Origin of the sequence: Actinotignum timonense (genome assembly GCF_030216305.1) — a bacterium.
GTDB lineage: Bacteria > Actinomycetota > Actinomycetes > Actinomycetales > Actinomycetaceae > Actinotignum > Actinotignum timonense_A.
Genome location: NZ_JASOKT010000010.1, coordinates 58706 through 80451 on the forward strand (window position 1 = coordinate 58706; position 21746 = coordinate 80451).

Annotated in this window: 17 protein-coding genes; 13 read left to right on the plus strand and 4 right to left on the minus strand. The window is 62.3% G+C overall.

Translation table 11 applies throughout. The features are described 5' to 3' along the window. Positions 1–13 precede the first annotated feature (13 nt). The 5 genes from QP305_RS06280 (at position 14) to QP305_RS06300 (ending at position 6943) form a co-directional block, all read left to right on the plus strand. The gene (locus QP305_RS06280) at positions 14–2842 is read left to right on the plus strand and encodes a lysylphosphatidylglycerol synthase transmembrane domain-containing protein (RefSeq protein ID WP_284904601.1); all 2829 of its coding nucleotides are present in this window, start codon (positions 14–16) and stop codon (positions 2840–2842) included. After that, positions 2842–4437 (plus strand): DUF2079 domain-containing protein, encoded by a 1596-nt coding sequence (locus tag QP305_RS06285; RefSeq protein WP_284904603.1) that lies wholly within the window; start codon positions 2842–2844, stop codon positions 4435–4437. The genes QP305_RS06280 and QP305_RS06285 overlap by 1 nt, the downstream gene beginning before the upstream one ends. Next, positions 4418–6112, plus strand: a complete 1695-nt coding sequence (locus tag QP305_RS06290; RefSeq protein ID WP_284904605.1) for a DUF2079 domain-containing protein — start codon at positions 4418–4420, stop codon at positions 6110–6112. The genes QP305_RS06285 and QP305_RS06290 overlap by 20 nt, the downstream gene beginning before the upstream one ends. Before the next feature lie 64 nt (positions 6113–6176). Continuing rightward, positions 6177–6587 carry a fluoride efflux transporter FluC gene (locus tag QP305_RS06295; RefSeq protein WP_284904619.1) on the plus strand — a complete coding sequence of 137 codons (411 nt, stop codon included), beginning with the start codon at positions 6177–6179 and terminating at the stop codon, positions 6585–6587. Continuing rightward, positions 6584–6943 carry a fluoride efflux transporter FluC gene (locus tag QP305_RS06300; protein WP_284904606.1) on the plus strand — a complete coding sequence of 120 codons (360 nt, stop codon included), beginning with the start codon at positions 6584–6586 and terminating at the stop codon, positions 6941–6943. The genes QP305_RS06295 and QP305_RS06300 overlap by 4 nt, the downstream gene beginning before the upstream one ends. Positions 6944–6986: 43 nt before the next feature. Here the strand turns inward: QP305_RS06300 and QP305_RS06305 are convergent, their stop codons facing one another. Both QP305_RS06305 and QP305_RS06310 read right to left on the minus strand, forming a co-directional pair. Next, positions 6987–9365, minus strand: coding sequence for a hypothetical protein (locus tag QP305_RS06305; RefSeq protein ID WP_284904607.1), 2379 nt, complete (start codon positions 9363–9365; stop codon positions 6987–6989). 2 nt (positions 9366–9367) lie between these two features. Further along, entirely contained in the window at positions 9368–10039 is a 672-nt protein-coding gene (locus QP305_RS06310; RefSeq protein ID WP_284904608.1) for an ATP-binding cassette domain-containing protein, read from the minus strand. A 222-nt stretch (positions 10040–10261) separates the two neighbouring features. Between QP305_RS06310 and QP305_RS06315 the strand changes: the two genes are divergently transcribed. The 3 genes from QP305_RS06315 (at position 10262) to QP305_RS06325 (ending at position 14452) form a co-directional block, all read left to right on the plus strand. Then, positions 10262–11458, plus strand: coding sequence for a glutathione S-transferase family protein (locus tag QP305_RS06315; RefSeq protein WP_284904609.1), 1197 nt, complete (start codon positions 10262–10264; stop codon positions 11456–11458). Beyond that, positions 11455–13125, plus strand: coding sequence for a phosphoglucomutase (alpha-D-glucose-1,6-bisphosphate-dependent) (pgm, locus tag QP305_RS06320; protein ID WP_284904610.1), 1671 nt, complete (start codon positions 11455–11457; stop codon positions 13123–13125). The genes QP305_RS06315 and pgm overlap by 4 nt, the downstream gene beginning before the upstream one ends. 334 nt (positions 13126–13459) lie before the next feature. Further along, positions 13460–14452 (plus strand): Abi family protein, encoded by a 993-nt coding sequence (locus QP305_RS06325; protein ID WP_284904611.1) that lies wholly within the window; start codon positions 13460–13462, stop codon positions 14450–14452. A 50-nt stretch (positions 14453–14502) separates the two neighbouring features. On the opposite strand, the gene QP305_RS06330 is transcribed toward QP305_RS06325, so the two are convergent. After that, complete coding sequence (locus tag QP305_RS06330) at positions 14503–15150, minus strand: DUF4232 domain-containing protein (protein ID WP_284904612.1); 648 nt, start codon at positions 15148–15150, stop codon at positions 14503–14505. A gap of 199 nt (positions 15151–15349) precedes the next feature. Between QP305_RS06330 and gndA the strand changes: the two genes are divergently transcribed. From gndA to QP305_RS06355, 5 genes are all read left to right on the plus strand, one after another. Then, the gene (gene gndA / locus QP305_RS06335; RefSeq protein WP_284904613.1) at positions 15350–16807 is read left to right on the plus strand and encodes an NADP-dependent phosphogluconate dehydrogenase; all 1458 of its coding nucleotides are present in this window, start codon (positions 15350–15352) and stop codon (positions 16805–16807) included. Positions 16808–17376: 569 nt separating this feature from the next. After that, complete coding sequence (locus QP305_RS06340) at positions 17377–18429, plus strand: siderophore ABC transporter substrate-binding protein (protein ID WP_284904614.1); 1053 nt, start codon at positions 17377–17379, stop codon at positions 18427–18429. A gap of 63 nt (positions 18430–18492) precedes the next feature. Further along, complete coding sequence (locus tag QP305_RS06345) at positions 18493–19494, plus strand: ABC transporter permease (RefSeq protein WP_284904615.1); 1002 nt, start codon at positions 18493–18495, stop codon at positions 19492–19494. Continuing rightward, positions 19491–20546 (plus strand): iron chelate uptake ABC transporter family permease subunit, encoded by a 1056-nt coding sequence (locus QP305_RS06350; protein ID WP_284904616.1) that lies wholly within the window; start codon positions 19491–19493, stop codon positions 20544–20546. The genes QP305_RS06345 and QP305_RS06350 overlap by 4 nt, the downstream gene beginning before the upstream one ends. A 107-nt stretch (positions 20547–20653) precedes the next feature. Beyond that, on the plus strand, positions 20654–21406 hold the full coding sequence (locus tag QP305_RS06355) for an iron ABC transporter ATP-binding protein (RefSeq protein WP_284904620.1): 753 nt from the start codon (positions 20654–20656) through the stop codon (positions 21404–21406). 70 nt (positions 21407–21476) lie between these two features. Here the strand turns inward: QP305_RS06355 and QP305_RS06360 are convergent, their stop codons facing one another. Continuing rightward, entirely contained in the window at positions 21477–21635 is a 159-nt protein-coding gene (locus QP305_RS06360) for a hypothetical protein (protein ID WP_284904617.1), read from the minus strand. Positions 21636–21746: the final 111 nt, after the last annotated feature.

A 21746-nucleotide genomic window follows, 5' to 3' on the forward strand; every position in this document is an offset into this window, starting at 1 on the left:
CTAGACTGGGCTGGTGCGCCACAACGAGGAAACGAGCCCGGTCCAGCCGGCGGAGGTAGAAGCCGCCCCGGCTGCGGTAAGCGCGCCAGAAGCACAGGCTTCCGTTTCCACCGCTTCACCGGCGCCTGCGGAAACTTCCCTTGAGGAGCACACCGAACCCGCGGAGCCTGCCGAACCCGCCGTGCACCGCGTCCTCCTCGTGGACGAAATCGCGCGCTGGACCCGCCGCCCCGCCAACCTGCTGCGCGGCATCCTCTTCACCCTGGCCGTCGCCGGGATGCTCCTCATCTCCCGCTTCGGCTACACCACCACCGTGGCCGTCACGCACGACGTCGCCAACGCCGCCCCGGATACCCTCCGCACCATTTTCTCCATGCCCATTAACGTGCTGGAGGGCCTCGTCTCGCTCTTCCTCCCCCTCCTGCTTTTCTTCGATATCATCCGCTACCGGCGCTGGCGCACCCTCGTGACCGCGCTGGTGGCTATGGCCGGCGCACTCGCTATCTGTTACGGCTCCCTGTGGCTTTTCGAGCGTTTTATGCCGACCTCCCAAATCACCATCGACCTCTCGGATACCATCCAAGAACAAGCCGCCGTGGGCATGCTCCCCTACGTTTCGATTATCGCCACCATCCTGGTGGTGGCCGCTTCCGAACGCCAGGGCCGGCTGGTGCGCACCGGCTGGTGGGCGCTGGGAATCGTGCTGGTGCTTTCCGTGCTCCAGGGCGCCCAAACGCTGACCGGCGCGCTCACCACCGTGTTCGTGGGGATGGCCTGCGGATATTTCGCGCTCTACGCTTTTGGGGATTCGCCCGACCGCGCCACCGGCGCCGCCGTCGTCACTCTCATTCGCCGCGCCGGCCTGGATGCGCGCAGCATTATCCGCGTGGATGCGGGCGACGACGCCGATATGCACGCGTGGTCCGTTCCCGTAACCGGCCCGCTCGGATATGTGGATACCGCGATTCTCAAAGAACTGCGCGAGGCGCTCACCGGGCATAGCGGATTGGGCGGCGATACCGGCCACAGCGCGCAAACCAACGCCGCTTTCGCCGCCGATGCGAGCGCGGAAACCGAGGGCGTGCTCCCCGCGAGCGCGGCGGGCGCCTACCAGCTGGGCGAACCGGAAGACGATATTAACGTGCGCGCCCTCATCACCCGGGCCCGCCACGAGGTCCGCCCGCTTATCGGGGACGTCAATTCCCGCCACTACGTGGTTACTTTGGCCGACGGCGCCCATTACGTTGCCGCCCTCATTGACTCGGATCGCGCGGTCCTCGGGCGCCTGGCCAGTGCTTGGCAGCGAGCCACCCTCACCCAGGTCACCCAGCGGACCGGGGATAACGTGGAGGAAACTGCCGAACGCACCCTCCTCATGGAAGCCCTCGCGGTGAACGCCGGGGTGGCCCCGCGGCGCGATGCACATTACGCGGCGGCCGGCGCGTCCGCCGTCGTCGCTTTTGCTGATATCGAGGCCGTTCCCCTCACGGATCTGGAGCCGGAAGACATCTCCGACGCGGCGCTGGACTCCATGTGGTCCACGCTCGAACGCGCGCACGCACGCGGGCTCACCCACCACGATATTCGCGCCGGGGTGGTCGCGGTGCGCGGGGACGAAGCCCTCATCACCCATTGGCGCAACGGCAGTTTTTCTTCTAATGAGCTTTCCCGGCATATTGATTTGGCGCAGCTGTACCTGCTCCAGGCGGTGGCGGTGGGCCCCGAGCGCGCCGTTGCTTCCGCGTTGCGCTGCATTTCCCGCGACCGGCTCTCCTCGGTGGCCCCGACGATCCAGCGCACCATTATGCCGGCGCAAACCCTGGCCGAACTTGAGGATAAAAAGGGCGTGCAGCGCATGCGCGAGGTGCTCCTGGAGGTCCTCCCGCAGGATATTGGCACCGCCACCCAGACCATCCAGCTGCGTAAATTCTCCGCGAAGACGATTATTACCATCGTCATCGGGGTGCTTGCCATCTTTATTCTGCTCGGTTCGATTAATTTCACCGAGCTGCAAGAAACGATTCGCAACGCCAACCCGTGGTGGATGCTCGCCGCGTTTATCGCCAGTTTCGCAACGTACGTGGGCGCGGCGCTGTGCCTGAAGGCCTACACGGCCGAACGCCTGCCGCTGTGGGAAACCAGCGAGGTGCAGATCGCCGCTTCGGTGCTGGGCTTGGTTATGCCGGCCGGTATCGGGCCGCTCGCCCTCAATTTGCGTTACCTGCAACGCAACCAGGTGGCCACCCCGGTGGCGGTTGCCACCGTGTCCTTGGTGCAGATCGCGCAATTTATTACCACGGTGCTGCTGCTGTTGGCCCTCGGGCTGCTCACCGGCGACTTCGGGAATCTTTCCATCCCGAGCACCTCCGTGATGCTCATCGTGGCGGCGGTGGCGGCCCTGGGTGCGGCCGTCTACTTCATTCGCCCGCTGCGCCGCAAGGTCATTGAGCTGGTGCGCCCCACCATCGAGCAGGTGTGGCCGCGCGTGGTGTGGCTGGCTACCCACCCGTCCCGGATTCTCGCCGGTTTCGGCGGTTCCCTCCTCATGACGGTGAGTTTCGTGGCGGCTTTCGGTTTCTCCCTGGCGGCCTTCGGGGAGACCCTGCCGGTGGTCACTCTGGCGATCACCTACCTGGTTTCCAATTCGGTGGGCTCCCTGGTGCCCTCCCCCGGCGGTATCGGCCCGGTGGAAGCGGCCCTCACCGGCGGGCTCACCATCGCTGGCCTGCCGTATTCGGTGGCCTTCTCCACCGCAATCCTGTACCGCCTGCTCACCTTCTGGGCGCGGGTTCCCATCGGCTGGTTCGCGCTGCGTCACCTCCAGAAGAAGGACATTATCTAATGCGCGGCGGGCCGGCGCGGGAGCTGGACGCGCGCGGGGCGCGGGCACATTCCCGAACGGCAACGGTGCGCGCGTGGGCGCCGCGCGCGGTACTCGCGTGGGCGCGCAAGCACTGTGATACGACGGCGCTGCTCTTGGCCGCGGGTGCTTTCGCCGTGTACATGTTCTTCTCCTGGTATACCTGGGTGAACTTCTCCTCCCCGTCGTGGGATCAGGGCATTTTCACCCAGCTGGCCGACCAGTACGCCCGCTGGCAATTCCCGCCCATCGTGGATATTAAAGGCCCGGGCTTCAACCTGTGGGGCGATCATTTCCATCCCATTTTGCTGCTGACCGGGCCGCTGTTCTGGCTCTGGCCTTCCGGGCTGAGCCTCCTCACCCTCCAAGCGGTACTCTTCGGGATCTCGGTGTATCCCATCGCACGTTTCGCCCGGGCGCGGGTGGGGGCCGTGCCGGGCGCCCTCATCGGGGTGGCTTACGCGGCCAGCTGGGGGCTCACGTCCGCGCTCGTGGTGCAATTCCACGAAATCGCCTTCGCGGTGCCCTTGCTCGCTTTCGGGCTGACCGCCTGGCTGGAGAGCCGCTACCGGCGCGCCGCCGTGCTCATCTCCCTGCTGGTTTTCGTCAAGGAGGATCTCGGCCTCACGGTGGCCTGCTTCGGGGTGCTGGTGGCGCTGCTCAGCTGGCGCGGGGCGCGCGAGCTGGCCGGCATTGGCGCCTTCCTGGCTGCCTGGGGCACCGCCTGGTTTCTGGCCGCCACCCAGGTTATTCTCCCGGCTTTCAATAATTCCGGGCAGTGGGACTACGCCGGGCGGGTCCGCGAAGGCCTCGACCTGGCGAGCATGCTCCTCGAGCCTAACCGCTGGGGCACCCTCTGCTATATCGTGGCCGCCCTGGGAATCGTGGGGCTGCGCAGCCCGTGGGCGGCGCTGCTGCTCCCCACTCTCGCCTGGCGTTTCGTGGGGGACAACCCCTACTACTGGACTATTTTGTGGCACTATTCGGCGGTGCTCGCGCCGATGATCGCCGTCGCGCTGACCGATGGGCTCGCGCGGGCGGGTGCGCGCGGCGTCGTCGTACCACCACCGGAGGCGCAAGAATCTGAAGCTCCCGCGGCCGCAACCACGCAACGCGATGCCCTGGGTGTGCTGGCTCGCCGCCCCCGCCTGGCCGCAGCTGCCCTCGCCCTTGCGCTCGCCTCCAGTGTGCTCGGCACCGCCTCCAACGGCTTCGGCTCGTGGCTCACGGGGCGTTCCAATACCCAGCAATACGTGTATTTTTCCGATTACGGCGCCACCCAGACCGCCGAGCAACACGACGGTGCCCGCGCGGCGGTGGCGGCGGCCGGCACCGGGCGGCATATCCTCGCCGACGTGGTCATGATGGCCTACGTGGTGCCGGGCAATACCGTGTACTGGGAGCACAGCTACGGCGGCGCGTATATTGACACGGTGGTGTTCTCCAACCGGCTCAACCACGGGGACGGCGCCCAGGTGGTGGCGTGGATTACCGCGAAAGTGGGCGGGCGGTGGCATATTGTCACCGAGGACGCCGGCTATGTGGTGGTGGCTCGCGATGGCACGGACGGAAGGTGAGGAACGCATGATGATGGCTCGCCGCACAGCGGTACCGCGCCGCATGAAGCTGGTTCGCACCGCGACCTCGGCTTCACGCCGCACGAGGCTGGCTCGCACCGCGACCTGGTACCGCCCGCTGCGCACCGACCCGGTTCCCTACCTGGTGGCACTCCTCAGTTTCATTATTTTTACCGCTTTTTCGCTGCACCAATGGGCTTCTATGCAGACGTCCTCCTGGGACCTGGGCATTTTCACGCAGCTCGCCCAGCGTTACGCGCATCTCGAAGCGCCCATCGTGGATATTAAAGGCCCCGGCTTCAACCTGTGGGGCGATCATTTTCATCCCATCCTGGTGGTGCTCGGCCCGATTTTCGCGCTGTGGCCCAGCGGCGCCACTCTGCTTATTGTGCAAAACGCGCTCTTCGCGATCTCCGCGATTCCGCTCACCCGCCTGGCGCGGGCACGCTGCGGGGCCGGGGCAGGGACCGCTTTCGGCCTGCTCTACGCGGTGTCCTGGGGGCTATCGGCCGCGGTGGCCGCGCAATTCCACGAGATCGCCTTCGCGGTACCCCTCCTCGCCTACGGGCTGACGGCCTGGGTGGAGGGCCGCTACCGGCGCGCCGCGCTCCCGCTCGGAACGCTCGTTTTCGTCAAAGAAGACCTCGGCCTCACGCTCATCGCTTTCGGTGCGGCCGCGCTACTGGCGGAGTTTTTCGCGCAGAGGCGGACGGTTTGCGGCGCGGCGGTGCAGAACGACGACGGCGCCGCCGCGGCGGCGCAAACTCGGAGCGCGCGAGCTCAGGCACTCTGGGCGAGTCCCGCGGGGCGCTGGGCGGTGGGCCTGGCGATATGGGGCGCGGTGTGGTTTGTACTTTCTATCTGGGTGCTGCTGCCGGCTTTCAATCCGGACGGTGCCTGGGATTACACGGATCGCCTCACGGGCGATGCCGGGCTTTTCACCGGCGCGGCTACGAAGCTGATGACCCTGGCGGTGCTGCTGGGCAGCGCCGGAGTGGTGGGCTTGGTCAGCCCGTGGATTCTGCTTATGCTCCCGACCCTCGCCTGGCGTTTCACGGGAAACGTGGAATTCTACTGGGGCCTGGACTGGCATTATTCCGCCGTGCTCATGCCGATTGCCACCATTGCGCTGCTCGATGGGCTGGGGCGGCTGGAGCGTTCTATAAGGATTCGGGCGCGGCGTGAGCATGCCGAGCGCGCGACGCATGGCGAGTGCTCCCCGCGCGGCGAATGCGCCACGCGCAGCGGGCACGTCAAGCGCGGCTTGATTGCGCTCGCGCTGGCCGCCAGCGTGATTGCCACGCTGGTCGGTACCCGCGCCAACGCGGTGGGCTGGTGGATCCAGGGGCGTTACAACGGAGCGAGCGCGGAGGAGCGCGCCGGCGCGCGGGAAGCCCTGGCCGCGGTACCGGATGGCTCCCACGTGGTTACCGATATTCATATGCTTGCCTACCTGGTGCCGAATAATACGGTGTACTGGGAGGGAACCCGTGGGAATGCCGGGGCGAACGCGGTGGTCTTCGCACCCCAATCGAAGGCCAACCACGGGGATGCGCAGCAGATTCTCGACTGGGCCAGCGCAACCTTCGGGGGCACCTGGCATATTGCTAGCGACAAGGGCGGCTACGTGACCGTGCTACCCGGCGAAGCCCCCGCGCGCGAGGAAGGAAAATAACACGGCTACATCTGGGTCTACTTCTACGGATAAAACGCGCCCACTCTATCGGGACGCGACCGGGCTGCTCCTCGTTTTCCTCGGCGGCGGGGCCGGCACGGTAGCCCGCGCGCTCGTCCCGAGCGTGGCGGCGCCGATTATCGTCAATCTCGCGGGGGCGTTCCTCCTCGGCCTCATCACCAGCTGCTTCATCACGGGTGTGCATCGGTACGGGGCCCGACTGCGGCTGCTGCTCGGCACCGGTTTCTGCGGAGGCTTCACCACCTATTCGAGTTTCGTGGCGCTCAGCGCCCACCTGGCCACCGGCGAGGTCCTCAGCGGTGCACCTAGCGAGCTAGCGCGCCTGGCCGGGCTGGCTGCGGGAGGCACTCTTTTCGGTGGTTTCCTGCTGGCTTTCGCCGGGATGGCCTGCGGGCGCGCGCTAGGCCGGCGCTTCCTCGCGGCGCGCCGGCGCGCGGGCGGTGATGCAGCGTGACGCTCCTGCTTCTTGGTCTAGCGGGCGGGCTGGGTGCCCTGTGTCGCGGGATTCTCGATTCTTTCCTCACCGCGCGTTTGAAGCCGACGTGGCCTGCCGGGATTTTTACGGTGAATGTGATCGGCTGTTTCCTCTTCGGGCTCGTGACCGGCGGCGGGGCCCTTTCCGCCTGGATCGGTTCGTACAGTCTCTACGTCACCACCGGTTTTTTGGGTGGTTTCACTACTTTTTCGACGGCGATGACCGACGCCCTCGGCCTCTTCGAAAAGCACCGCTACTGGGCCTGCATCAGCCTCCTGCTCGGGAATTTCCTCCTCGGCATCGCAGCCTTCTTCGCCGGCCTGGCGCTCGGGTAGAGCCAGGTAGAGCGAGTTCTCATGAAGCGATACGCTAGGGAGCTCACCGGCGGTTCACATTTTCTACGAAAGGTCGGATTCCCAATCGCAGCGCCGGAAGTACGGCAAGCAACCCCACGAGCGTGAGCGCCCACAGCCATCCATAGTCATGCGTCACCGGAGAATACGTGAAGGGCAGGCGGTCCATTGCGGCCAACCGGCCAAAAACAACCCCGGAGCCAAGGCTGAGCACGTAGCTGGTGATCAACGGAGCCACCAAACGCCAACGAGCGCGATTCCCTCCGCCTCCCAGCTCAATGAGCCGGCGTTCCGTCGTTTGTTCAGAGACCACGGCCGTCACGGTTGCTAGCAGAACGATCGGTGCTACCAACAGGGCCAGCAGCTGGCGCACTACCGCTTGTGCCTTCAATTGCCGTATTCCTGGTTCATCTGGATCAACGAGAAACGCGAAGGGCGCTTCCAATAAAACCGTGGAGCGGATACCGTCGCGGACTTCATCAGAAAGGCTTCCGAAGCCAAAAATAATAACCGTGTACGAATATGGTTCCCCCACGCCTAACTGCGTGAGTAGCGGAGAATCGGGTGGGAGAATCAAACCGCTGAGCACGTTGTTTTCCAGGCGCTCATCCGCGATGAGCCCATCAGCCGTAAAAGTCCCGGTTACCTGCCCGTCAGAGAGCGCGATTCCGAGTAGCGTCGTCGCCCCACTTTCGGAAACGAAAGAAGCCGGAGCATGGTTAACGTACCCACGGTCAAGAAGCCCACCAGAAGCGACCATGACCAAGTCCAGTGCCACGGTAGGGCAATCACCAAGATCAGATGCGCTTTTAATGCACGGAGCTCCCGCCGAATCTACGATTCTATACATCCGGTCGTGTGTTGCTACGTCACCGAAAATAGCGGTGCGCTCCGAGATTTCTGGGTAGCGCTGCATCAGATTATCAACCGCGTTCTTATTAGCACCCGTGATGGAGAGATAACTTGTTTCGCCGCTCACCTGACGGCTAGTCCAGTTACTTAGCACCGCCACACTACTCGCGTAGAGGGAAGCGTAATAGGAAAGGACAAAAACCACAGCCATACCCAATAACGCCATTTTCTGCATCCGCTGTGCCAGACGCGCGGTGACAGGGTAACGCCGGCTTCCAGGCTGAAGTGCGTGGGCGAGACTCGGAATGCTCAAAGCACCCGCAATCATCGCCGCGTAGTGCCCGTAAGGGAAGATATACAGTTGCCGTGCTGCGACGAAAGCTACGGTGAGCACCGTGCCGATAATCCCAATCCCCAATAACAGCCGCCGTGAAAATATCTCACCGTGCAGTTTGCTGCGGTGCCGGTGTGCCTCGAAGAAAACCGTCGCACCAGCGGCAAGCACACCACCGATAAGCATGAGAAGAAGCACCGCTACCGCTGTTGAGTTAATGGCTCCCCATTCCGGTTCTTCCCAGCGCTGTTCGACATACTCTCCGAGGACCCCAGCAAAGCTCACGTGTACAGCGGCAGCACTAACCCACCCGAGAATTCCTCCGGCCAGGGCGGTCACAGTGGCGGATGCACACGTTGTTGCGGAAGCCTTCCACCGGGTATCCCCGAGAGAAAGGAGGATCCGGTAGATCTCACGCCGTCGCGACCGGCCCGATCCGTAGAGAGCCACAATCACCACGCTGAGCATCACCAAGCCAATAAACCATGCCAGTTGTGGCGGGATAGTCTGATTGCTGAGTGTGTATGCGCCCATTCGTGCCGACGTTACCGCGGCCGTCGTCGCCTGACCGCCACCGCGGGTAAGCTCAACTTCAATCGGCGCCAACGATTCATTGGTAAGCCACACATCGGCTTGACCGAGTACATCCGAGCTATCTGTCAATGCAACGGCACTTAGCTCCCGAATGGAGGCGGGGTTTTCGGTCACGCCGCTCACCCGGAATTCCGCAGCGGTTCCGGTCTTATCCCCTTCTGCGGCCTGAGTATCGATGAGTTGAAGAACATCACCCACGCTCAGGTGCAGTTGCCGGGCAGCTTCCACGCTGATGGAGATGTCCCCCGGCCGCGCCGGATAACTTCCCTGGCGCAATACTCCGATGTTTGCCGGGCCGCTGGTCATAGTCACATCAGCAACCGTGGCGCTTTGGGTTTGTGCAGAGAGAAGATTCGCCCGGGTTCGGGAAAGGGCCACCGCGCGCCCGCTGCTCCCAAGCTTTTCCATATAGCTTTGCACTGCGGCATTTCCCGTCACTTGCTGGAAATACGAGCCAAACGAAGCCGTAGCACCGCGTTCCACCGCACGCCCATGTGCGGATACGCAGGCGGCCACCGTGGCCGCTAGCGCTACGGCAATAAGCGCCAGGACTGCGGTTCGCAAGGTAGCGAAAGAACGCTGCCCCGCCATCTTTAGGATAAGGAGGACGCGCTGTTTACCCATGGTCATGACTCCAGAATCAGCTGATGCTCACTGATGCGAACAATGGCATCGGCATGAGCAGCGAACTGGCTATCGTGAGTCCCCGCAATAACAATAAGGCCCTCTTCGTGAGCAAGGTCAGCGAGTAAAAGAGCTATATGTTCAGTGTTGTCACGGTCGAGCGCCCCGGTGGGTTCATCCGCAAGGAGGATTCGTGCCGAGCCCATTAATGCTCGTGCGATAGCGACTCGTTGCTGTTCACCACCGGAGAGTAAATCAACGTTCCTATACGCGTGCTCTATTAGCCCCACGCGGTCTAAAAGCTCAAGGGCACGTTTTTTATCTTCTTCTTTACCTGAGCGGCCCGTGGTGATCTCAGCCGCTAGAAGAAGGTTGTCGAGGGGTGATAAAAACGGAATGAGAAGATAGTCCTGGAAAATCCGGCACATGACTGATGCCCGCAATTCACGCGGTGGAATGCTGGCAAGGTCTTTGCCTGCGATGACTATTTTTCCCGCGTCAGGTTCTAACTCGCGGGCAAGAATGCGGAAGAGCGTGGTTTTACCGGAACCGGAAGGGCCCATGAGTGCGTAAAAACGGCCCGATGAAAAGCTCGCCGTGGCGCCCGAAAAAATAATGCGTTGTTCCTGCTGGGCTTTATATGCGAAATCAAGCCCGATCACGTCTACCGCCATTGCCGCAAGCCTCCTCCGTATCGCCTTTGATTCGCGAGTCCCACACCGTATCCATAGTGACTTACATTACTTATATTCTAACCTACATGTTTCACCCGACTTACTGCGCAGGGAGACCTGGCCCTCACCCACCCAATCTGATATATTCTTCAACGATCAGGGGTCATCAGAGACCGATGTCCCGATCAACACCCAATACTCACCGACGCGCAGGGAGGCGAAATGACCATCGGAGCAACATTTACTCGCCGCGGCGAAGGCTACAGCCGCGACGCTCGCTATATCACCACGCGCGTGAGCCGCGACAGCGCCGGTTTCCCCGTGGAGCCGGGGCGTTATCGCCTCATCGCGGCGCGCGCCTGCCCGTGGGCGAATCGCACGCTGATTGTGCGCCGCTTGCTCGGGCTGGAAAATGCTATATCGCTGGGCATACCCGGGCCCACCCACGATGAGCGGTCCTGGATTTTTGACCGCGATGAGGGCGGGGTGGATCCGGTGCTCGGGATCCATTTCCTACGCGATGCCTACCTGGCCCGCGACCCGAATTTCTCCTTGGGAATTACGGTTCCAGCCCTGGTGGATCTTGCTAGCGGCGCCGTCGCCACAAATGATTTTGCGCAGATGACGCTCGATTTTTCTACCGAGTGGCGCGATTTTCACCGCGAAGGCGCCCCGGATCTCTATCCCGCGGAACTGCGCGAGCCCATGGACGCGCTCATGCGCTATATCTACACCGAGATTAATAATGGCGTCTACCGTTGTGGTTTCGCCGGCAGCCAGGAGTCCTATAACCGCGCCTATCTGCGCCTTTTCACCGCACTGCGCAATATTTCCGAGCTGCTGGCGGGGCGCCGCTACCTCATGGGCGATCACATTACCGAAGCGGATGTGCGCCTCTTTACCACCCTGGTGCGTTTCGATGCCGTCTACCACGGGCATTTTAAATGCAATGAAAAGAAACTGACCGAGATGCCGGTACTCTGGTCCTACGCACGCGATCTTTTCCAGACCCCCGGTTTCGGGGACACCGTGGATTTTGAGCACATCACTTCGCATTATTACCAAGTCCACCTGGATGTGAACCCCAACCAGATCGTGCCGCTGGGCCCGGATACCTCCGGATGGCTCAGCCCGCACGGCCGCGAAGCCCTGGGTGGTGCGCCTTTCGGCGGGCCGGCCACCCGCGGGGAACGCTCCACCGCGCCCGGGCCGGTCGCCCCCGGCGAGGAAGTTCCACTGGCCGCGCACGCCGGGCACTGGGGGAATTTCCACGAAGAACTCGCGCGCACCACAGAAGCCGCGGACAGCCGCGCGCAGGGAACCGAACACAGCCGCACGCACGGCAGCAACGGCGATGTTATCCACCCGCGGAACAAGTCCCGCGATTGGAGCGCAATTCGTGGGATACTCAATGTATGAACGAACGCGCAGGAACCCCGGCCCGCCCCGAAGATCTCATCAATGTTGATGAGTTGGTGGCGGCATATTACGATATCGAACCCGATCCGACCAACCCCCTCCAGCAGGTGGTTTTCGGAACTTCCGGCCATCGTGGCTCAGCTTTCGATGGCGCCTTTAATGAAGCCCATATCGCGGCAACCACGCAGGCGATCGTGGACTACCGCAATAAGCAAGGCTATGACGGCCCCATTTTCGTGGGCCGTGATACCCATGGGCTGTCCCTCCCGGCGGAAAAAACCGCTATCGAGGTGCTGGTAGCCAACGGCGCTGATGTGCGGGTGGATGCTCGCGGCTCGTGGACTCCCACCCCGGCGGTCTCGCTGGCCATCCTGGAGGCGAACGGCGCCCCGCACGCGCTGCGCCTGGACGGCCCGGGCCTGGCCGACGGCATTGTTATTACGCCGTCCCACAACCCGCCGCGCGATGGCGGCTTCAAGTACAACCCGCCCAATGGCGGCCCGGCGGATACCGATGCCACGAAGTGGATCGCGGCGCGGGCCAATGAGCTCATCGCCGCGGGATGGAAAAACATCGCCCGCGTGCCCTATGAGGATGCGGCCACGAAGGTGGGCACCTATGATTTCCGCGATGCGTATGTCACCGCGCTGGATACCATCATCGATTTCGAGGCGATCCGCGAGGCAAGCGTGCGCATTGGCGCGGACCCGATGGGCGGCGCCTCGGCCGAATACTGGCAGGAAATCGCGGACCGCTACGGTATTGACCTGACCGTGGTCAATCCCGAAGTGGACCCGGCCTGGCCTTTCATGACTCTGGATTGGGACGGCAAGATCCGCATGGATTGCTCCTCGCCCTACGCGATGGCGGGCCTGCTCCATCGCATGGAACCGGATGCGAGCGGCCGCGCCCCCTACGATCTGGCCACCGGGAACGACGCCGATTCCGACCGGCACGGCATCGTCACCCCGGATGCCGGCCTCATGAACCCCAACCACTACCTCGCGGTGGCCATTGAATACCTCTTCACGCACCGCCCGCAGTGGTCCGAGCGGGTGAACGTCGGGAAAACCCTGGTGTCCTCCTCGCTTATCGACCGGGTGGTGGCCGGCATTGGTCGCACTCTCGTTGAGGTCCCGGTGGGCTTCAAGTGGTTCGTGTCCGGCCTGGTGAGCGGCGAGATCGGCTTCGGCGGGGAAGAATCCGCCGGCGCTTCTTTCCTCCGCAAGGACGGTTCGGTGTGGACCACGGATAAGGACGGCCTTGTGCTTGATCTGCTCGCGGCGGAAATCACCGCGGTAACCGGCAAGTCCCCCTCCCAGCTCCACGACGAGCAGGTGGAACGCTACGGCTCCTCGGCTTACGCCCGGATCGACGCCCCCGCCACGAAGGAAGAAAAGGCCAAGCTCGGCAAGCTTTCCCCGGCGGATGTCACGGCCACGGAACTGGCCGGCGAGCCGATCACCGCGAAGCTGGTGGAGGCTCCCGGGAACCACGCGGCGATTGGCGGCCTCAAGGTCACCACGGAGAATGCGTGGTTCGCGGCCCGGCCTTCCGGCACGGAGGATGTCTACAAGATTTACGCCGAATCCTTCCGCGGCCCGGAGCACCTGGCCCAAGTCCAGGAGGAGGCGCGCGCCGTGGTCGCGGCCGCGTTGGGTAACTAAGAACGTCACTACATAGGAACGACGACGACGACGCGGGGCGGGTGGCTGTGCCACCCGCCCCGTTCCCTTGCCAACAGCCCAATAATGGCAGGTAGCTTCTTCCCCGTGCGGCGACCAACAATTGCCAAAGCGCCTTCCAGAAATCTGGGCGCCCGTTACAGCGGTGACCTACCCGGGCGACGAGACACGTGACTACACCGTGCGCACGCGGGTGCCGGACGATGCTGACGGCAACCCTGTTCTGAAAAGTGATATGCGTTTCTTGATTGAGCATGCCGATTGAGAATCCAGGGATCTTTCACTCAGCGTTATTACTTGTTACACTTACGGCAACATGACCGGTTCCGCTGCCCGCTTCGGCGGGAGTCCAGGGCCGGTCCTTTTTCTCCATCGGGAGGCGAGGGTGCGCCAGATTGAAGTGAAGCCTTTTCTACCCTACGCCCAGCAGGTCGATCTACTTATAAACCGCGGTATGGTGATCGCCGACCGACAACAGGCAGAGCGGCAGCTTGCCACACTAAACTACTATCGGCTTTCCGGTTACTGGCACTCCATGCGGCAGATAGACCCCGAAACACGCAAGAGCCTCAACACCTTCCGGCCAGGGTCTTCGTTCGAACTCGCCGCGGAACTTTATCGATTCGACGAGAGACTTCGGCAGGTAGTTTTCGCGGATTTGAGCAGCATCGAACTTGCGATGCGTGCGCTCATCGGTTATCGCTTAGGAGCGATAGACCCGCTCATCCACCTTGATTCGAGAAAACTCGGTGCACCGGCTCGCCAGCGAACAGGTAAAACAGCTTCGACCCACCACGAAATATGGTTGGCGAAATACGAAAACGCCGTAAAAAATTCACAAGAAGAATTCGTGAAGCACCACAGGGAGCGATACGGCGGCCAGCTTCCCATCTGGGTCGCTGTTGAAATAATGGATTGGGGAACGCTCTCCCATCTCTACCGTATGTCCCCTTCACGCGCCCGGAATGAGGTGGCGACAACTTGTCACTTACGTGCCCCACAGCTTGAGTCCTGGCTCAAGTGTCTCAATATTCTCCGCAATTATGCGGCCCACCACGCGCGAGTTTTCAACAAGACATTCGATATCAAGCCAAAACTTCCAAAAGATCTTTACCCCCGATTCGCGCAATCCACTAATCGTGTTTTCGGTCAACTCACGCTCATCCGTCACCTTCAACGAGTGCTTAATATTTCTCACAACGACGCAATTCTCGACGTTCTCGAGAGCTTTCCGCATAACACCTTGGTTCCGTTTACGCGACTAGGAGCACCTGAGAACTGGCGGAATGACCCCTTATGGCGTAGATAAGTGGAGACGCGGGGCGGGTGGCTGTGCCACCCGCCCCGGTTGATTCCCCGCTAGCGGACTTCGCTCAGCAGGTCGATATCATCATCCTGACAGCCCGTGAGATTGACGGGAATGTCAATATCCTCCCCGCCATCCTCGATATCCACCTCAAGATGGGTGGCAGGCTTGGTGGGAGTACACCCGGGCACACTCCCGGCATCGGCCACCGCCACAGTCCAGCTCACGCTGGAACCCGGAGCGATGCTGCCAGCCTGGGAGCTCAGTTCCAGATTCTCGGACACGCCATCCCCGGCGGCGTCTTTCAGCTCGATGTCCACATCCGGATGCAGGGTGCAGGCCGCCTGCGAAGAATTCGTGAGGGTGAGAATATAGGTGCCGGCCACGCTATTGCTCGCATCGCCAGCCGCACCCACGCCCGCACCCCCGGGCTCGAACGTGGCGGCCAGATTCGCCGCGCCGCAAGCGCCCGCGGCCGGGGCCGCCGCCCCACCAGCAGCCGCGGCAGAGGTGGCGGGAGCGGCAGTGGCGGCGTCGTCGTTCTTCCCACTCTCAGCACCGGAGCCCGGCGCCGTGGCGGTGGCCCGGGGCGTGGAACCGGTATCCCCGGTGGTGGCAGCGTCATTCGAGCAGGCGCTCAAGGTCAGCGCGGTGGCGGTAGCGGTGGCGGCAAAGAGGGCCGTGAATCGTGTTATTTTCATACCGCCAGCCTAACAAGCACCCGCGAAACCGGCCGTATTTCAAGGAAAAATGACAAGATTCTCATCTGACTGTCATTTTTCGCGCTCTCACCACAAAAACGAACGGAACGCCCATCCACGATCTGCGCGCGGGACTCTAGAATAGATCCGTTAGAAACCTCAATCAGGCGTTCTGAGAAGTCGTAGAAGAAGGAGCCGCATGTCTATTCCCACCCCGCCCGTTGGCGTTGCAGATATCGGAGTGACCGGGATGGCGGTGATGGGCTCGAACCTGGCCCGCAACCTCGCCAGCCGCGGCTACAAAGTTGCTATCCACAATCGCACCGCCGCGAAAACCGAGCGGGTGATGGCCGAGCACGGCAGCGAAGGGGAGTTCTACCCGAGTGAATCCATGGCGGATTTTGTGGCATCGCTGGCCCGCCCGCGGGTGGCCATTATTATGGTCAAGGCCGGCAAACCCACCGATGCGGTCATCGAGGAGCTCGCCGACCTCATGGAGCCGGGCGATATTATCGTGGACTGCGGAAATTCACTCTTCACCGACACCATGCGCCGCGAAGCGGAGATTTCCGCGCGCGGGCTGCATTTTGTGGGCACCGGGGTCTCCGGCGGTGAAGAGGGCGCGCTCAAGGGTCCCTCGATTATGCCCGGCGGCACCCGCGAATCCTACGATCGCCTGGGCCCCATGTTTGAGGCGATTGCCGCGCGCAAGAACGGCGAACCGTGCTGCACCTACGTGGGCCCCAACGGCGCCGGCCATTTCGTAAAAATGGTGCATAACGGCATCGAATATGCGGATATGCAGCTCATCGCGGAAGCTTATGACCTTATGCGCACCGCCCTGGGCATGAGCGCCGCGGAAATTGGCGACGTTTTCGAGCGCTGGAATTCCACCGAACTGGACTCCTACCTCATTGAGATCACCGCCGAGGTGCTGCGCCAGCGCGATGCCACCACCGGCGCCGCCCTCGTGGATGTGATTAAGGACGCCGCAGCCCAGAAGGGCACCGGCGCCTGGACCGTGCAAAACGCCGCCGCGTTCGGGGTGCCCGCCACCGGGATCGCCGAGGCAACCTTCGCGCGCAGCCTGTCCGGGGACGCCGCCGAACGCGCCGCCGGCCGCGCCCTGCCCGGGCACACCACCGAGGTCACGGTGGAGGATCGCGAGCGCTTCATCGAGGATATTCGCCTGGCCCTCTACGCCTCCAAGATGGTGGCCTACTCCCAAGGTTTCGAGCTGATCCGCAAGGGTTCCCTGGAGAATTCCTGGGGTATTGACCTGGGCGCGATGGCGCGGATTTGGCGCGCGGGCTGCATTATCCGCGCGGCTTTCCTCGACCGCATCACCGAGGCCTACACCCGCCAGCCCGATCTTCCGCTCCTCCTGGCCGACCCCTATTTCAGCTCCGAGATTTCCGGGGCGGTCGAGGCCTGGCGCCGGATTGTGGTGTTCGCCGCGCAGCGCGGGGTGCCGATCCCGGCCTTCGCTTCCTCGCTGGCCTACTACGACGGCGTGCGCGCCGAACGCCTCCCGGCGAATCTTATTCAGGCCCAGCGCGATTATTTCGGGGCGCATACCTATCACCGTGTCGACACCGAGGGCGTGTTCCACACCGTGTGGCAGGATCCCTCCCGCCCGGAAGAGCGCTGGGACTAGGCGCGCCGGGGCTAAGGCGCTGCGTTTAAGAACGCCAGGGCCGGGCACGCCGGTTCTGGTCAACGTTTGTTGAGTTATCCATAGATGTGACATATCCCGGGGCGCCGTTCCCGCCGCGGTAACCTTCGGTAGCGTAACCTTGAAGAGTAGTACCGCGGGCGCGGGGCCTCCCGGATTTCACCGGAGTGCATAACTATCCCTCGCCAGTGGCTATACACCACAGCGACTGCACCTCGGTGGCAAGATCCGTTCCACATCTTGCTGCCGAGGTGCTTCTACCCCGCCTCGGTCCGCGGGAACGTTAAGTAGCACGACGACGCCGCCGCGCTACCGCGCGGCCTGCCGGCCCGAGGGTCCTAGTGGGCCAGCACCGCGAGTGCGCCGAAACCCTGTTTCGTGACAGTGTCTCCAAAAAATGCCACATTAGTTAAGATCTATACACAGCGCGGAACTGGCATAATGCCGCATTATGCACATAGCCTTGAATTAAGGTGTCCCATATAAGTACACTCATGGATGGGTTAGGACTTCCTTCCCTAACGTATTTTTACTCTACGCAAAGGTAAACGATGAAGAAGACAGTTCGCGGCTTTTTCGCGCTTGTGGCTGCCGGCACCCTCGCTCTGGGTGCTTGCTCCAATGACTCGGCCAAGGATACCTCCTCCCCTTCGGCCGCCGCTTCGGAACCCGCCGCTGAGGCCACTTCGGAGGCCCCCAGCAGCGTTTCGATTACGGATTCGCACGGCACCCAGGAAGTTCCGGTCAATCCGGAGCGCGTGGTTTCCCTGGATAACCGCACTTTCGAGACTCTGCATGAGTGGGGCGTCAAGCTCCTCGCGGCTCCCAAGGATGTGATGCCGAAGGACGATCCGTACGTCAAGGATGACTCGGTCGTGAATATCGGCAACCACCGCGAACCGAATTTTGAGGTGATTACCGCGGCCAACCCCGATCTGGTTATCGTGGGCCAGCGCTTCGCCCAGCATTATGACAAGATCAAGGCCGCCGCTCCGAACGCCGCGATTATCGATATGAATATCGTGCTGCCCAAGGAAGAACAGGATGCGGATGCCAATAAGTCCGGCGAACTCCTCATGGACGGCATGAAGAAGGACGTTGAGGATCTGGGCAAGATCTTCGGCAAGGAAAAGGAAGCCGCTAAGCTCAACGCGGATCTGGATGCCGCGATTGCCGCCGCGCGCGATGCCTACCCGGCCGGCCAGAAGGTGCTGTCCATCAATACCAACGGTGGCAAGATGGGCTACCTCGCCCCGGGTGTGGGCCGTACCCTCGGGCCGCTTTACCCGCTCCTCAACCTCACCCCGGCTTTCGATCTGGGTGAAGGAACCTCGAACCACAAGGGTGACGAAGTTTCCGACGAAGCCCTGGCGCAGGCCAACCCCGAGTGGATCCTCATTATGGACCGCGATGCCGGCGTGGGCGAAGGTAATGAAGCCCACGGCGCTGATCTGGTAACCAACTCCCCCGCCATGGCCAATGTGCCGGCGGTGCAGAAGAAGCAGATCCTGACCATGCCCGCGGATACCTACGTCAATGAAGGTCCGCAAACCTACATCGAATTCCTCAACGACCTGGCCAAGGCCTTCAAGGCCGCCAAGTAGCTCAGGCTAGAGGCTAACCAACCTGCGGGGGCCGGGTTCCCGGCCCCCGCAGCATGTACGCCCATGACAACACCACCGCAGAGTTCTCTTTCCTCACGCAGACCTACCGCGAGCAGGCTGCTGCGCGCCCTGCCCCTGACCCTCGGCATTGTTATTCTGGCCGGCCTGGTCTACCTATCCATGACCACAGGCACCTACAATATCGCCGAGCACGAAGGCGGCGAATTCATGTACTTCGCCACCCGCATTCCCCGCACCGCCTCCCTAGTGCTGGCCGGTGCCGCCATGGCCATGTGCGGGCTGGTCATGCAGCTGCTGACCCAGAATAAATTCGTGGAACCCACCACCACGGGCACCACCGAATGGGCCGGCCTCGGACTGCTCGTCGTGATGTTCCTGGTCCCGCATACCTCGCTTATTGAGCAGATGCTGGCCGCTATCCTTTTCGCTTTTATCGGCACCATTATTTTCTTCCTGGTGCTGCGCCGGGTCACGCTGCGTTCCTCGGTCATTGTGCCGATTGTAGGAATTATGCTCGGCGCGGTGGTGAGCGCTATTTCCACCTTCTTCGCCCTCAAAACTGACACGCTGCAAACCCTAGGAGTGTGGTTCCAGGGTAGTTTCGCGAATGTGGTGGCCGGGCGCTACGAACCGCTGTGGATTGTTCTTATTGCGACGGTGCTTATTTTCATCCTGGCCGACCGCCTCACGGTGGCGGGCCTGGGTGAGGATGTGGCCACCGGCCTGGGCGTGAACTACAACCTCATCGTGCTGCTCGGCACCGGGGTGATCGCGCTGACCACCGGGGTGGTCACCGTGGTCATCGGCCGCATTCCCTTCCTCGGGCTCATCGTCCCTAATATTATTTCGCTGCTGCGCGGGGATGATCTACGCTCCAACCTCCCCTGGGTATGCGTTTTCGGGGCCGGGATCCTCACGGTCTGCGACCTGGTATCCCGCACCCTCATCGCTCCCTTTGAAATCCCGGTGTCACTGATCCTCGGCACCCTGGGAGCGGCCGTATTCATCTTCCTTATTCTGCGGCAGCGCCGGAGGCTCTCATGAGCGTCGTCGTACCACAATCTCCCGAAAAATCTTGTGCCACAGGCGCAGCTCCCCGCCACGCGGGTGCCTTCGCGACCCCGCGAGCCCGGCGGCGCTACTGGCTGCTCCTCATCGGCATCGCGCTGCTCGGCGTAGCTTTCACTGCGCTCTATTTTGTGTGGAATATTCCGGTGGCGGTGGGAAGCGAGGGCTTCTGGATTATTACCCAGATGCGAGCCGAGGCGGTGTTTTCGATTCTGCTGGTGGCTTTTTGCCAGTCGCTGGCAACCCTCGCGTTCCAGACGGTCACCACCAACCGGATTCTTACGCCGTCGATTATGGGTTTTGAGTCACTGTATTCGGTGATTCACACCTCCACGATTTTCTTCTTCGGGGTGGCCGGATTCGTGGCCTTCACCGGGGTGCGGGCCTTCCTCATCCAGGTGGCAATTATGGTGGCGTGTGCGCTGGCACTGTACGGCTGGCTGCTGCGCGGTAAGCTCGGCAGCCTGCATATTATGCTGCTGATCGGCATTATTATCGGCACCGGCTTGGGCTCGCTGTCCGCGTTTATGCAGCGGATGCTCACGCCCTCCGAATTCGATGTGCTGTCCGCGCGCATGTTCGGCACCATCGCGAATGCGCGCTCGGATGTGTTCGTGGCGGCGCTGCCGCTGGCGCTCGGAGCGGGCCTGGCGCTCCTCCTCATTTCACGTTCCCTTAACGCGATTGCGCTGGGGCGCGATGTTGCGGTGTCGCTGGGCGTCAATCACCTGCGGATGCTGCTGATTTCGCTCACGCTTATCGCGGTGCTGGTCTCGGTGTCCACGGCGCTGGTGGGGCCGATGACCTTCTTCGGTTTCCTCGTGGCGACCCTGACCTACCAGGCGGCGGATACCTACGATCATCGTTTCCTCTTCCCCATGGCCGCCGTGATTGGTTACGCGGTGCTTATGGGTGGCTTCTTCGTGATGAAAAATATTTTCTCGGCGGAAGGCGTGGTCTCCATCATTATTGAGCTGGTGGGCGGCCTGACGTTCCTCGTCGTCGTATTGAGAAAGGGGCGGTTGTAATGCGCCACCGCAAGAAAACAGCAGGCACGCATCTTGAGGTTCCCGCGCCGGTGCCGCCGGTGGTCTCCCCGCATCTGCGCGCGGCCGATCTGAGCTGCGCCGATCCGATGATCCGTATGGAGGGCACCCGCCGTGACTACAGTTCAGAAGTGCGGATCGGCCCGGTCACCTTGGATATTCCGCACGGCGGGGTCACGGCCCTGGTGGGTCCGAATGGCGCGGGCAAGTCCACGCTGCTCACGATGATCGGGCGGCTCATGCGTATGGACGCGGGCGCGATTGCGGTGGCAGGTCTTGATGTGACGACGACGAAATCCGCCGATCTTGCCAAGATTCTCGCGATTCTGCGCCAGGAAAATCACTTCGTTACCCGCCTGACGGTGCGTCAGCTGGTCGGCTTCGGGCGCTTCCCGTATTCGAATGGGCGCCTGACCGCCGAGGATGAAAAGATTATTTCCCGTTATATTGATTTTCTGGGGCTGACCGAACTGGAAGGGCGCTACCTGGATGAGCTATCCGGTGGGCAGCGCCAGCGCGCCTACGTGGCGATGGTCCTCACCCAGGAAACCGATTGTGTGCTGCTGGACGAGCCGCTCAATAACCTGGATATTTCGCATTCGGTGCAGATGATGCGCCACCTGCGCCAGGCCGCGGACGAGCTCCACCGCACCATCGTGCTGGTTATCCACGATATTAATTTCGCGGCACGCTACTCGGATCGCATTATTGCCATGCGGGAGGGCATCGTCATGGACGCGGGAACCCCGGCGGATATTATGACCCCGGAGCGCCTCTCCGCGATTTTCGACGCGGAGATCGACGTGATCCCCGGCCCCTGCGGCCCGGTCGCGATTTATTAGCGCGGGTGGGTGGCTATCTCGATGCCTTAATTACCGACGATTACACCGCTGCGGCCCTCGTTGAAGAGCTCTAACTTGCCGGCGGCTTATCAATCACCGAGCCGTTCACGGAGTGGAAATCCCAGACGGTGCGGCAGGCCATATTTTCCTCCCGAGCCTGCCCATCCGGCCCGCGCACTTCCTGAGTGAAATCCGGGCTTTCCACCATGTAATCAACGTATTCGATCACCCCGGTCCGCCGGTTATATCCCACGCTGCCCGCGACCTGACTTGGCTCATTTTGGCGTGATGTGATTCATATTGACGTTGTGGCCTGGGGTTTTGTCTCGTTGGTGGGTGA